Below are 13,577 nucleotides of genomic sequence, written 5' to 3' on the forward strand. Positions count from 1 at the left end.
TCAGCGGTGATCTCGACCTCAGGAGAGGGGCGGAGGCATGGGCGAATTCAGTAGACGCGACCTGCTGAAGGCGGGCGGGGCGTTGGGCACCATCGGGGCGTTGAGCTTCGCGACACCCGCGCAGGCGCGCGTGTGGACGTGGTCGCCCAGCGGCTCGGTGGCGGGCACGGGGGCGGGCCTCGACCCGCGGTGGGTGTGGGACGAGGAGGCCGATCCGCTGGTCGCCTCGCTGATCGACCGAGGCGACGTGCCCAGGGTCAACGCGCTGCTGCGGACCTGGACCAAGAACGGCCAGCCGCTGCCGGACGGGCTCCCGGCGGACCTGCGGGCCTTCATGGAGAAGGCGCGCAGCATGCCCGCGTGGGCCGACCGGGGCAAGCTCGCCACCGCGGTCGAGTTCAACGACAAGCGGGGCCTCTACCTCGGCGTGCTGTACGGCTTCGCCAGCGGGATGATCAGCACGGTCATCCCCAAGGAGGCGCGTGCGGTCTACTACTCGCAGGGCGGCGCGGACATGAAGGACCGCATCTCCAAGACCGCCAAGCTCGGGTACGACATCGGGTCCCGGAACGCCTACGACGACGACGGCGAAATGATCGTGACCTGCGTCAAGACCCGGCTGGTGCACGCGGCCGTGCGCCACCTCCTGCCGAAGTCCCCACACTGGCAGGGGGCCGCCGACGAGGAGATCCCGATCAGCCAGGCGGACATGATGGTCACCTGGCACAGCCTGCCCACGACCGTCATGAAGCATCTGACCTCGTGGAAGGTGTCGATCCCCGACCACGAGTCCGTGGCCTTCCTGCACTCGTGGCAGCTGGCCGGGCACATGCTCGGCATCAAGGACGAGTACATCCCCGCGTCGTGGGCCGAGGCGAACTCCCAGGCCGAGCAGGTCCTGGACCCGATCCTGGCCCCGACGCCCGAGGGTCTCAAACTGGCCGACATCCTGCTCAACCTCGGCGCCCAGATCGACGCCGGCATCCTCAGCAAGCGCATACTCGGCGCGTTCACGCGCTTCCTGCTCGGCGACCAGATCGCCGAATGGCTGAAGATCCGCAGGTACCCGTTCTGGGACGGGATCCTCGACACGTTCTGGGAGCCCTTCATCGCCGTCCGCGAGGGCGTGCTCAAGGTGTTCCCGGGGACGGACAACGTCTACTGGCTTCTCGACGAGCTCATCCGCAAGCTGGTCCTGCTCTACCTGTCCGAGCTGAGGGAGATCAGCATCGAGATCCCGGTGGCCAACAACCCGAACTACCCGGGGAGCCCGGCATGGCGGAGCTGAGCAGGCGCAGGATGCTGATCTCGGGCGGGGCCCTGGGGGCGCTCGGAGCGCTGGGGGCGGCGTTCCCGGCCCGTGCGACCCCCTGGACCTGGTCGCCGAGCGGTTCGATCGCCGGCGTCGGCGCCGGCGCCGACCCCCGGTGGGTGTGGGACGAGGCGGCCGACCCCCTGGTCGCCTCGCTCTTCGAGCGCGGCCTCATCCCCGAGGTCAACCGTCTGCTCTGGAACTGGGACCGCAATGACCAGCCCCTGCCCGAAGGGCTCCCGGCGGACCTGCGGGACTTCATGGAGGAGGCGCGCCGGCTGCCGTCATGGGCGGACCGGGGCAAGCTGGAGCGCGCGGCCGGGTTCAACAAGTCCCGCGGGCTGTACCTCAACCTGCTCAACGGCGTGGGCGGCGGCATGCTGAGCACCGCCATCCCCAAGGAGGCCCTCTCGGTCTACTACTCCAAGGGCGGCGCGGACATGGAGGACCGGGTCGCCAAGACGAGCCTCCTGGGGTTCGCCGTCGGAGACCTGAACGCCTACCGGCCCGACGGCACCTGCATCGTCCAGGCCGTGAAGACCCGGCTGGTGCACGCGGCGGTGCGGCACCTGCTGCCGCAGTCCCCGCACTGGAAGGAGGTCTCCGGCGAGGAGATCCCGATCAGCCAGGAGGACATGCTGGTCACCTGGCACACCCTGCCGACCTTCGCCATGCGCAGGATGCTCGAGTGGAAGGTCCCGATCACTCCCGCCGAGTCCGAGGCGTACCTGCACGTGTGGCAGGTGACCGCGCACATGCTCGGCATCAGGGACGAGTACGTCCCCGCGTCGTGGGCCGACGCCGACGCCCAGTCGGACCAGATCCTGCCCCGGAACACGGGCCCGACGACCGAGGGCGTGAAGCTGACCGACATCCTGCTGGACCAGCTCGCCGAGCAGACCAGCCTCGGCACCCGGGCCAGCCGGTCCCTGTGCAACGCGCTCGCCCGGTACCTGGTCGGCGACCAGGTGGCCGACTGGGACGGCATCGAGCGCGAGCCGGTGTGGGACCGGGTGATCCCCGCCGTCTGGCCGAAACTGGTGAAGTTCCGCGAGGGCCTCATCCCGCTGCCGCTGGTCCCCGAGACCGCCTGGGTGATCGACGAGGCCGCGCGGAGGTACATCTTGCTCTACCTCACCAAGTTCAAGGAAACCAAGATCGACATTCCCGTGATCAACCGTCCGGTCCCGGGCCGCTGAGCGATGACGGGATCGAATGACGGCATGCCGCCGGACGAGGCCGTCGGGCGGCGGCGGTTCCTCGGATACGTGCTGGCGGCCCCGACCCTGGTGGCCGCCGCCGAGCTCGGGGTGACGGCGTCGCCCGACATCCGGCCGCCCTCGCCCGACATCCGGCTGCCCTCGCCGGAGATCACGGAGATACTCGACCTCAACGACATGATGACCCTGGCGGCGCTGCCCACCTCGGGCCTGGTCACGGTCGAGGTCCACCCGGACGGCACGGTCTCGTTCGCGCTGCCGCGGGCCGAGGTGGGCCAGGGCATCACCACCTCGACGGCCATGCTGATCGCCGAGGAGATGTCCGTACCGCTGGACCGGGTGCGCGTCACGCTGGCCGACGCCCGGCCGGAGCTCGTGTTCAACCAGCTCACCGGCGGGTCGAACACGACCATCGCGACCTACACCCCGATCCGGGTCGCCGCCGCCGTCGCCCGGCTCCGGCTGCTGGCCGCCGCGGCCGTCGAGCTCGGCTCGGCGGTCACCGACCTGGCACTGAAGGACGGGGTGGTCACCGCCCGCTCCGGCGCGAGCGTCGGCATCGGCGCGCTCGCCGGGACGGCCGCGAGCACGCGGACCCGGCAGGTGCCGGTGACGCTCACGCCGCGCGAGGACTTCACCGTCATCGGCAGGCCGCAGAACCGGATCGACGCGCTGGACGCGGTGACCGGGCGCAAGAAGTTCACGATGGATCTCGACGTCCCGGGCGCGAAGCCGACGATGATCTGCCGGCCGCCGACCATCAACGGCAGGGTCGGCCCGGTGGCCAACCTCGCCGAGGTCCGCGCCATGCCGGGCGTCACCGACGTCGTGACGGTCTCCACCGGGGTGGCGGTGCGCGCCGAGACCTTCGGCCAGTGCATCGACGCCGTACGCGCGCTGAAGGTCTCCTGGAAGCCCGGCACCGCGGAGGGGAAGTCCGACGAGACCGTGCTCCGGGAGCTGGAGGCCGCGGAGCTTCCGATCGGGCTCAGGCCGCCGACCCCGGTCGTGGAGGAGCGGTTCACCTTCCACTTCCGCAGCAACAGCGCGCTGGAGCCCAACTGCGCGATCGCGGACGTGCGGGCCGACCGCGCCGAGATCTGGTCGTCGCTGAAGTCGCCGATCGTCGCCCAGCAGGCCATCGCCGCCACGCTGAGGCTGCCGGTCGGCAGGGTCACCGTGCACGTCACCGAGGGCGGCGGCTCCTTCGGGCGCAAACTCTTCTCCGACGCCGCGCTGGAGGCCGCCGAGGTCTCCCAGAAGCTCGGCAAGCCCGTCAAGCTCATGTGGCACCGCGCCGACGACTCCCGGCAGGGCCGCACCCACCCGATGGCCACCTCGCGGGTGCGCGTCTCCTACCTCGGCGACACCGTGCTGAGCTACAAGCAGCGGCACACCAGCGTCTCCACCGACCTCGGCCACGGGCTCGGTGAGATCATCACCGCCACGGCCGCGAAGCTCCCGGTGGGCGACATCGGTTTCTCCGAGACGTTCTTCCAGCTCAGCCAGACGATGTCCTACGACTTCGGGAGCAGCAGCCGGCTGCTCAGCGAGACGGACAAGGGCTTCAACACCGGCAGCATGCGGAACGTCTACTCGCCCGACGTCACCTGCGCCCGGGAGCTCATCGTCGACCGGCTCGCGGCGAGGATGGGCAGGGACCCCTACCGGTTCCGGCGCGACTTCCTCCGGAACGACCGCTCCCGGGCGGTGCTGGAGAAGGCGGCCGAGGCCGGCGGCTGGGGGCGGCCGATGCCGGCCGGCACCGCGCAGGGCATCGCGTTCCACGCCGAGTACAAGTCCGTCAGCGCCGCGCTGGTGGAGATCGACTGCCGGCCCGAGACCGTCGGCCGGCCCATCCGCGACGGCGTGGCCGGACCGCGCGTCACCAAGGCCGTGTTCGTGGTGGACGTCGGCCTCGTCGTGAACCCGCGGGGCCTGGAGGCGCAGATGATGGGCGGCATCATGGACGGCATCGCGCTGGCCCTGACCTCCAGCCTGCACCTGCGCGACGGGTACTTCCTCGAGGCGAGCTGGGACAACTACTTCTACACCCGGCAGTGGAACACCCCGCCCGAACTCCAGATCATCATCATGCCCAGCGGCTCGGAGAAGCCCGGCGGCGCAGGGGAACTGGGCGTCGCCGCGTCGATGGCCGCGGTCGCCTGCGCGTACGGCCGTGCGACCGGGACGATGCCCACCGGCTTCCCGATCAACCACGGCACGCTCTCCTTCACCCCCAAACCGACCGTCCCGCCCGTTCCGCCCTCCCCGACCGACGGCTTGGACCACGCCCGCTGAGACCAGGAGATCCGAGTGCCCGAGTACACCTTCCGCGTCAACGGGGAGCAGGTCACCGTCGACGTCCCCGGCGACGTGCGCCTGCTGTGGGTGCTGCGCGACATCCTCGGCATCACCGGGCCGAAGTACGGCTGCGGCATCAACGTCTGCAAGGCCTGCACCAGCCATGTCAACGGCCGCGCCGTCAACCCCTGCGCGGTCCCCGTCGCGGACCTCCGGCCGACCGACGAGGTCACCACCATCGAAGGGCTGGCGGCCACGGTCGGCGAGGACCTGCACCCCATGCAGCGGGCGTGGATCGACCACGACGTCGCCCAGTGCGGCTACTGCCAGCCCGGCCAGATCATGGCCGCCGTGGCACTGGTCCGCCGGGTCGCCGCCGAGGGCCGCGAGATCACCGACGCCGACCTCGACGGCCTCCGCAACATCTGCCGCTGCGGCACCTACTTCCGCATCCGCGAGGCCATCCGGGCAGGTGCGAAGGACATGTGAGACCGTACGGCCGGGCGGTCCGCGCCGCCGCGGCGGCGCCCGGCGATCCCCGGGGCCCGCCGCCGCGGTCCCGGCCCGCCCGGCGGGCACGGGGCGACGCCGGGGATCCGACCGCGGACGCGATCGCCGGGCCTCAGGCGAGGCGGAGCGTGGTCAGGCAGGTCGGCGCCTCCTGGCCGGTGGTGATCTCCGCCTCACCGGTCCTGCCGCCGTAAGTGATCTTCAGGGTGCCCTCGATGCCGCGGGGCAGCCAGAAACCGGTGAACCCGTTGGCGAAGGTGGTGCGCGTCTCGTCGACCAGCACCCTGCCGTTGGTCTCGTCCACGATCTTCACCTGTATGTCCCGGGCGGCCAGTTCGCCCTTGCAGGTGGTCAGCGAGTGGTGGAAGCACTCGTGGGTCTGATCCGTGTAGGGGGCCACCGACAGGTAGAAGCGGTCATCGGGGACAGGGAGGCCGACCTCCTGGGCGCCGCCGGAGACCACCAGTTCGCCGGGTCGGACCGACGCTCTCAGGTCGGTCGGGCGCTCCTGGAGGCTCAACCGGTCGAGATGGTCGATGATCTCCACGGTGCTCTTGCCGTCCAGGCCGTGGGAGGCCAGCAGCGGTCCGGCTCCGGCGGACGCCGACGGTGCCGCGCTCGGCGCGGTGGTGGCCGGGGCGGCGGTCGTGTCGTCGCCCGGGGTCGCGCACCCGGTCAGCAGCAGGGCGGAGACCGCGGTCGCGATGACGAGTCGTTTCATCCCTGGATCCTTCGCTGCGTCTCGTCGTGGTGTTCAGGGCGTTCACATGTGCATGCCGGCGTGGCCCGCGGTGTGGTAGCCGAACAGCGTCGGGTCGAGCATCCCGAAGATCATGGCGATGTGCGCGACGATGAGGAACAGTCCCACGAAGGCGGCGTGCCACTTCAGCCGGGCGGTGTCGGTGAGGCCGCGGCCCAGGACGCGCAGCTCCAGCAGGGCGATGCCGAACAGCGGGACGACGCCGGACAGGTAGCCGCCGACGGCGATGACGTCGATCGGCCCGCGCCAGCCTCCGCCGGTGGTCAGGGGGATGGCGGCGTTGACCATCAGGTAGCCGAAGACGGCGAGGAAGTACAGGCCGCCGATGATGCCGGCCCAGCGGTTGAGGGACGTGACCCACGCCTTGGCGTCGCGGTTGAACAGCAGGGCCAGTTCGGTGATCGCGACGGTCTCGGCCAGGACGACCGGTGCGGCCATGAACATCAGCAGGTTCCACGGCTGGTTGGTGGCCAGCAGTTCCATGTAGTGGGTCATGGCCACGGAGGCGCCGTCGGTGGGCAGGGCCGGCAGCGCGAACGCGCCGGCGGTCGCGGCCAGTACCGCGGCGCCGGCCACGGCGGTCCCCAGAGCCCATCGGGGCCGGTGCGCCGTCGGGGCGGTGGCGGTGGCGCTGGCGGGACGGGTCTGGGTGGCGGACATGTCGTTCCTCCTGTGGTGTGGTCGCCGACCTCCTCAGCATCGGGTGCTTCCCCGAAGGTCACCCTGCGGGTTCGATGAAGATTCGATGGAGAGCCACCCGGCGGGTTCTCCGTGGTGCGGTGGTGCGGTGCGGCCGATGGCGCGGTGCGGCGGACCTTCACCTGACCGCCAGGGGCGAAGGTCCGCGACGAACGGCCGGGCGACCAGCCGTGGCGGCTTCTCCCTGACCGCGTCGCCGGCGCGACCGGGCTCGGCGGTCGATCGGCCGCCGGCCGGAGCCGACGGCCGCGGGATCAGGAGCCGAAACCGAGGCCGAGGCGGTCGAGGAGGCGCAGCCAGAGGTTACGGCGGCCGGTGCGGTCTTCACGGGCCATCGACCATCGGGTGATCTGGATGCCGATCCATGCCAGCGGTTCCGGGGGGAAGGGCACGCCCTGGTGGCGGACCATGCGCAGGCGGGTGCGCTCGGTGGGTTCGCCGGACAGCAGATCGAGCATGACGTCGGCGGCGAAGCGGGCGGCGGTGACGCCGAGGCCGGTGAAGCCGGCGGCGTAGGCGACGCGGTCGTTGCGGGTCAGACCGTAGAAGGCGCAGAAGCGGGTGCTGGTGTCGATGACGCCGGCCCAGCGGTGGGTGAAACGGACACCCTTCAGCTGGGGGAAGGTCTCGAAGAACTGGTCGGCGAGGAGGGTGTGGGTCTTCTCGCGGTCTTCGTGCTCGGGTCGGATGGAGCGCCCGTAGTGGTAAACGGCGTCGTAGCCGCCCCACAGGATGCGCCCGTCGGGGGTGCGGCGGTAGTAGTGGAACCGGTTGCCGGTGTCGCTGATGCCGAACTGGCGGTCCCATCCGATGGAGCGATGCTGCTCGGGAGCCAAGGGCTCGGTGGCCAGAACGTAGTCGTAGACGGGGACGACCGCGTATCTCCGCCAGCCGAGCAGCGAGGTGAAGACGTTCGTGGCCAGGGCGACCTGCCGGGCCCGCACCCGCCCCTGGGGCGTGTGCAGCACGACGGCGTCCTGGTGGTCGGTGATGCGCTCGACCGGGGTGTGCTCGGCGATGCGCACGCCGAGGTCTTCGGCGACCGCGGCCAGCCCCCATGCCAGACGGGCGGGGTTCACCAGAACGGATTCGTCGGAGTCCATCCGGCCGGCGAGGTAGGTGGGGGAGTCCACGAGTCGGCGGACGGCGTCCTGGTCCAGGAATCCGGGTAGGTCGGGCTGGAAGGCGGCGATCTGGTGCTCGCGGGTGGCGACGTTGAGGGAGGCGCCGCGCGTGAAGTCGCAGTCGATGCCGTAGCGCGCGATGGTCTCGGCGATGGCGTCGAGGTTGTCCATGCCGAGCCGGTGCAGGGTGTCGTACTCCTCGGGCCAGCGCTCGCGGCCGTTGGCGGAGCCGTGGGTGAGGCTCGCATTGCAGAAACCGCCGTTCCTGCCGCTGGCGTGCTCGGCGATCCGGTCCCCTTCCAGCAGCAGCACGTCGAGGCCGGGGTCGCGTTCCTTGGCCCGCACCGCCGTCCACAGGCCGGTGAATCCGGCACCGACGATGACCAGGTCCGCTGCCGCGTCGCCGGTCAGAGCGGGCCGCGGTGCGGGCCGACCGGGGTCGTCGAGCCAGAGCGGGACGTGCTTGGCTCCGCTCAGCGCGCTCGCGGCGGCATCGGGGTGCGGGGACGTGGTGTGCATGCGTACCTCGGTAGGTGTCCGTCCACAGAAGGGCTGGTTTTGGAGAAGGGGGTCGAATCGGGCAGGGCCGCCTCAGAGCGGCAGGGCGGAGAAGCCGTGGCGCGATCGCCCTTGAGCCGCGGTGAGCGGCAGCGCGCCTTTACCGCCGGCCGTCTCCCCGGCCTGCGCCGAAGTGGACCGGCGGTTCCCTCATGGAGACCGTGCGTAAGATGGCCTTCAATATACAACACCCATTACATAACGCAAGCAATATGTCGAATGCGATGTCGTCGGCCTCGCCGGGCCGTTCGGGCTCGTGGTGGTCGGGGTGCGGCCCGAGATCCGGGTCCGCATCCCGTCGCATCTCCGCCCGGCCCTCTCGCCGACTTGGATCCGCACGTCGCAGCGATGAGGTCGACCGGCCTTGCTTTTGTGTAATGAGCGTTATATATCTGTTGGTGCATGAAACGCCGACGGGGTGCGAGCGGCGGACTTCGGGGGAACGGGGCAGTCCGGCCGTGGTCCACGGGTGCGCGCAGGCGCCGAACGGTGCGCCGCCCCGGTCCGGCGGGCGTGGCATGTCGTCGGTCCGGGGAAGCGCCGCATCACCGCGCCGTCGAGGCGCGCCGCCGCGGCGTTCGGCTGCGGCGTTCGGCGGCGGCGTTCGGCTGCGGCGGGCCGTACCGCGGCCGTACAGGCCGGGCATCCGCCTTCATTGACTCGATCACGAGCTGTTGCTCGATGAGCGCAGACGAAAGGAACGACCATGACCAGCGCCTTGGGGAAGGCCGGCACTCCGGCGACCAGGCGGCCCAGCCGCTGGCTGGCGCTGTCGGTACTCATCCTGGCCGTTCTGCTGGTGGCCGTCGACTCGACCGTCTTGGGTCTGGCGACGCCCTACATCAGTGAGGACCTGAATCCGTCGGGCACCCAGCTGCTGTGGATCGGGGACGTCTATTCCTTCGTCCTGGCCGGGCTCCTGGTGTCCATGGGCAGCCTGGGGGACCGTGTCGGCCGCAAGCGCGTCCTGCTGCTGGGCGCGGCGGGCTTCGGCGCGATATCGGTGCTCACCGCCTACGCCTCGACGCCCGAGATGATGATCTTTGCGCGTGCGCTGCTCGGGGTGGCGGGCGCCACCCTCATGCCCGCGACGCTCGCCCTGATCCGCAACCTCTTCGATGATGCACGCGAACGCAGCGTCGCCATCGGCGTGTGGGGCGCCACCGCTTCGGCGGGGATGGCGGCCGGTCCGATGCTGGGCGGCCTGCTGCTGGAGCACTTCTGGTGGGGCTCGGTCTTCCTGATCAACCTGCCCGTGATGGCCGTGCTGATCGTCATAGGCGGCAAGCTGCTGCCCGAGTCCCGCAACCCCGCTCCGGGCCCGTGGGACCTGACCGGAGTCGCCCTGTCCATGGCGGGGATGTTCGGCCTCGTGTACGCCCTGAAGGAGACCGCCGCGCACGGGTTCGGCCTGGCTCCGCTCGCCGCGGCCGTGCTGGGTACCGCAGCCCTGTACCTGTTCGTCGGCCGCCAGCGGACGCTCGCGGTTCCGCTGCTGGACATCGGGTTGTTCCGCCATCGGGGATTCAGCGGCGCGGTGCTGGCGGACATGCTGACCATCCTGGGACTGTCCGGCCTCGTCTTCTTCCTCTCGCAGTTCCTGCAGCTGGTTCAGGGACGGGGACCGTTCGAGGCCGGGCTCGCCGAGCTGCCCACCGCCGTGGGGGCGATCGCGGCCGGACTGGTCGCCGGACGCGCGGCGCGCCGTTTCTCGGTCCGCACCGTGGTCTGCGGCGGGCTCGCCGTCATCGGCCTGGCGCTCGCCCTGCTCACCGCGATCGACGAGTCCACCGGTTATCCGCTGCTGCTCACCGCCCTGCTGATGGTCGGCCTCGGCGCCGGGTGCTCCTTCACCGTGACCGCCGACGTCATCTTGTCCAGCGTTCCGAAGGAGCAGGCCGGGGCCGCGGCCGGGGTGTCCGAGACCGCCTACGAGCTGGGTGCCGCCCTCGGCATCGCACTGCTCGGCTCCATAGTGACGGGCACGTACCAGGGCTTCACCGGGCCGGCCGGAACGCCGGCCGCGGCGCACGAGTCCCTGAGCGGCGCAGTGGAAGCCGCCTCCCGCCTGCCTGCCGACACCGCTGCGGCTCTGCTGGAGGCCGCCCGCACGTCCTTCGTCGACGGCATCGTCCTCGCCAGCGGCGCGGGTGCGGTGATCCTCCTGACCGCCGCCGTCGTGGCCTGGTTCCTGCTGCGGGGGCAGGAGCTCGATCAGCGGGACCGCGGTCGGCCGGGTCCGCCGCAGGTCCTCAGAGGGCGGCGACCGGCAGGTCGATCAGGTTCATGAAGTGGTGCAGGGCCTCGATCTGGTGCTCGGGGGTCCACAGTTCGGGATGCTCGACCGTGGAGAGCACGACTCCGCTGGTCCACACGCGGATCAGGTCGACGGTGGCGTCAAGCCGGTGCCGGCCGATGAAGTCCTGGACGGCGGTCCGGATCAGCTCCCGCATCACCGGCTCGATGAGATCCAGATACTGCTGGATGAAGGGTTCGACGTCGCGGTGGCTGGCCAGGGCGACGCGGGCGCGTTCGATGGCCAGCGCTTCGTCATCGGTGGGCAGGAAGTACCGCACGGCGGCCTCCAGCCGATCGTGCGGATCCTCGATCGCCGCCAGTTCCTCCTGCGTTGAGCGGGCGTCGTCCAGCGTCTGCTCAAGCATCCTGACCAGCAGTGCTTCGCGGTTGGGGAAGTAGTGGGTGACCAGCGTGACCGACCCGCCGAGCCGGTCGCTGACCGCGCGCAGGGAGAAGTTGGCGAAACCACGCTCCCCGAGAACCCGGACCGCCGCGTTCACGATCTTCTCGCGCCGCTCGTCGTGATCGACCTGGATCGGCACCGGCACCTCCTGGCGAATTTTTTTGTACAACGGTAATTACATTCTAGGGGATCGGGGATCCCGGGCCCGCCCGTCCCGGGACGGGCGGCTCCGTCGCCGCCCGCCCCGGGGCCGGCGGGTCAGAGCCGGGTGTCGATGACGCCCTCGTGCAGGGGGTTCGGCTCCTCCTTGAGCGCCGCCTTGTGGATCTTGCCGCTGGCGGTGTAGGGCAGCTCGGTGCGGAACTCCACGTACCGGGGCACCTTGAACGGCGCCAGCCCTTCCCGGGCCCAGGCGACGACCTGATCGGCGGTGAGGTCGGCGCCGCCTTCGGGCACGATGATGACCTTGACCTCTTCCTCGCGGTCGGGGTCGGGGACGGGGACGGCGGCGATGTCGTCGACGCCGGGCATCGTGCCGATGTGGAGTTCGAGTTCGGCGGCGGAGATGTTCTCGCCGCTGCGGCGGATCATGTCGCGCAGGCGGCCGATGTAGAAGTGCTGGCCGTCGGCGTCCTTGACGGCGATGTCGCCGGTGCGGAACCAGCCGCCGGGCAGGAACAGCTCGGCATTGGCCTCGGGGCGGTTGTGGTAGCCCAGCATCATGCCGGGTCCGCGGAAGCACAGCTCTCCTGCGGTGCCCGGGGGGACCTCTTCGAAGCGCTCATCGACGATCTTGGATTCGCGGTTGGGGAAGCAGAAGCCCATCGAGCCGTTGCCCGCCAGATCGTCGCGCTCGAAGGGTACGGCGGTGCCCGAGCCGATCTCGGTGCTGGCATAGCATTCGCGGGCCTTGATCCCGAAACGCTCCTCGATCGGCGCATACGCCTCGCCGGGCATCCCGGCCACGGGCGCGCGGGTGAGGGCGAGGTCCTTGTCTCGGGGGTCTTCGGGGAACAGCAGGAGGTCTTCGTCGATCCAGGCGAAGTCGATGCGGTAGTCGTGCAGCCAGTTCATGAATTTGCGGCGGCTCAGGCCTGGAGTGATGTAGAGGGCTCCGCCCTTGAACAGGGCGACCATCAGGTACGCCTGGTTCTGCATGTAGTAGAAGGGGTGGTCGGCCAGCAGCCGGACGGAGTCCGGGTTGAGCGTGGCGCCGAAGATGCCCATCTCCATCCAGTACTCGTGCGTCAGCAGGCAGCCCTTCGGCAGCCCGGTGGTGCCCGAGGTGAACTGGATGTTGGCGATGTCGAGCGGGTCGAGGTCGGTGCGGCGGGGTGTCGCGGGCGTCTGCAGGAGATCGTCGAAGCTGAGGGCGGCCAGGTCGCCGGCACCGATCGAGACGACGTGGTCCAGGTCGACCGGGCCGATACGGCCGTCGTCGGCGGTGGCTTCGAGGAGGTCGCCCGTGCCGATCAGCCAGGTCGCCCCGGCATCGCCGAGCACGAAGTCGATCTCCCGGGCGGTGTACTTGGGGTTGAGCGGCACGATCGCGGCGCCGGCCTCGACGATCGCCAGCCAGGCGATGGGGAACTCGAGCTGGTTGCGGACGATCACGCCGACCTTGTCGCCGGGGCGGACGCCTGCCGTCTCCAGGCCGGAGCGGACGGCGGCGGTCACGGTCCGCACCTGGCTCCAGGTCAGGGAGCGCTTCTCCCCTTCGATCTCGTGAAGGGCCGGCCGGTCCGGCCAGGCCTGGGCGGCGGCGTCCAGGGCGTCGGGGATGGTCTTGCCCCGCAGTGCCTGCTGGTGCGGGGTCAGAGTGGCGACGATCTGCGTCATGGGTGGGTGCGTCCTCAGGTGTCGGAGGTCAGGAGGTGGGCCGGCCGGCCGGGCCGGAGGCGATGTCGGTGACCCACAGGGCGCGCTGTGTGGCGACGAAGGCGGGCCTGTCGCGGCCTTCGACCTGGGCGATGAGGTCGGCGACGACCAGGTGCCCCTGGGCGCCGCGGTCGATGACCTCGCTGATGGTCCCGGTGATACGGAACCGGTCGGTGAGGCGGACCACCGACACGAACCGGACCCGGTCCAGCCCGTAGTTCCACGGCACGCACCTGAAGTCCGCCCTCAGCACGTGGTTGAGCAGGAAGTCGATCATTCCCAGGAGGTGGAAGCCCTCGACGAGGCCGTCGCCGTAGCCCTCGCCCTCCTCCTCCTCGTACGGGTGGGGGTAGCCGTCGAGGTAGGTGGCGTACTCGAACTGCTCCGAGCGGTCACGGTCGACCGAGAACCAGGGCGTGGTGAACGAGCGGCCGACGATCCCCGGCAGGTCGGCGGGTGTCGCGACGTGGACCGTCACGACCTCCGAGGTATCGGTGAGATCAACACCCAT

11 protein-coding genes are annotated in these 13,577 nt (G+C 70.5%); 5 read left to right on the plus strand and 6 right to left on the minus strand.

What is annotated here, in order from left to right:
• Nucleotides 1-37: 37 nt before the first annotated feature.
• The 4 genes from HS045_RS26995 to HS045_RS36280 are packed head-to-tail and all read left to right on the plus strand — an operon-like array spanning nt 38 to nt 5,325.
• Nucleotides 38-1,288 (plus strand): oxygenase MpaB family protein, encoded by a 1,251-nt coding sequence (locus HS045_RS26995; protein WP_196454276.1) that lies wholly within the window; start codon nt 38-40, stop codon nt 1,286-1,288.
• Nucleotides 1,276-2,511 (plus strand): oxygenase MpaB family protein, encoded by a 1,236-nt coding sequence (locus tag HS045_RS27000; protein WP_196454277.1) that lies wholly within the window; start codon nt 1,276-1,278, stop codon nt 2,509-2,511. The genes HS045_RS26995 and HS045_RS27000 overlap by 13 nt, the downstream gene beginning before the upstream one ends.
• Before the next feature lie 3 nt (nt 2,512-2,514).
• Nucleotides 2,515-4,833, plus strand: coding sequence for a molybdopterin cofactor-binding domain-containing protein (locus HS045_RS27005; protein WP_196454278.1), 2,319 nt, complete (start codon nt 2,515-2,517; stop codon nt 4,831-4,833).
• A gap of 15 nt (nt 4,834-4,848) precedes the next feature.
• A complete protein-coding gene (locus tag HS045_RS36280; protein ID WP_196454279.1) occupies nt 4,849-5,325 on the plus strand; it encodes a (2Fe-2S)-binding protein in 477 nt (158 codons plus the stop codon).
• 133 nt (nt 5,326-5,458) lie between these two features.
• On the opposite strand, the gene HS045_RS27015 is transcribed toward HS045_RS36280, so the two are convergent.
• The 3 genes from HS045_RS27015 to HS045_RS27025 form a co-directional block, all read right to left on the minus strand.
• Nucleotides 5,459-6,067 carry a CueP family metal-binding protein gene (locus HS045_RS27015; protein WP_196454280.1) on the minus strand — a complete coding sequence of 203 codons (609 nt, stop codon included), beginning with the start codon at nt 6,065-6,067 and terminating at the stop codon, nt 5,459-5,461.
• A 42-nt stretch (nt 6,068-6,109) separates the two neighbouring features.
• A complete protein-coding gene (locus HS045_RS27020; protein WP_196454281.1) occupies nt 6,110-6,766 on the minus strand; it encodes a DUF6803 family protein in 657 nt (218 codons plus the stop codon).
• A gap of 293 nt (nt 6,767-7,059) precedes the next feature.
• Nucleotides 7,060-8,448 carry an FAD-binding oxidoreductase gene (locus HS045_RS27025; protein WP_196454282.1) on the minus strand — a complete coding sequence of 463 codons (1,389 nt, stop codon included), beginning with the start codon at nt 8,446-8,448 and terminating at the stop codon, nt 7,060-7,062.
• A gap of 745 nt (nt 8,449-9,193) precedes the next feature.
• Between HS045_RS27025 and HS045_RS27030 the strand changes: the two genes are divergently transcribed.
• On the plus strand, nt 9,194-10,777 hold the full coding sequence (locus tag HS045_RS27030) for an MFS transporter (protein WP_196454283.1): 1,584 nt from the start codon (nt 9,194-9,196) through the stop codon (nt 10,775-10,777).
• Here the strand turns inward: HS045_RS27030 and HS045_RS27035 are convergent.
• The 3 genes from HS045_RS27035 to HS045_RS27045 all read right to left on the minus strand — a co-directional run bounded on the left by HS045_RS27035 (nt 10,740) and on the right by HS045_RS27045 (nt 13,577).
• Nucleotides 10,740-11,327, minus strand: coding sequence for a TetR/AcrR family transcriptional regulator (locus HS045_RS27035; RefSeq protein WP_196454284.1), 588 nt, complete (start codon nt 11,325-11,327; stop codon nt 10,740-10,742). The genes HS045_RS27030 and HS045_RS27035 overlap by 38 nt on opposite strands.
• Before the next feature lie 119 nt (nt 11,328-11,446).
• A complete protein-coding gene (locus HS045_RS27040) occupies nt 11,447-13,027 on the minus strand; it encodes a class I adenylate-forming enzyme family protein (protein ID WP_196454285.1) in 1,581 nt (526 codons plus the stop codon).
• Between the two features lie 28 nt (nt 13,028-13,055).
• Nucleotides 13,056-13,577, minus strand: a complete 522-nt coding sequence (locus tag HS045_RS27045; RefSeq protein ID WP_196454286.1) for a hypothetical protein — start codon at nt 13,575-13,577, stop codon at nt 13,056-13,058.

This window comes from Planomonospora sp. ID82291, from assembly GCF_015711645.1.
In the GTDB taxonomy this organism is placed as follows: domain Bacteria; phylum Actinomycetota; class Actinomycetes; order Streptosporangiales; family Streptosporangiaceae; genus Planomonospora.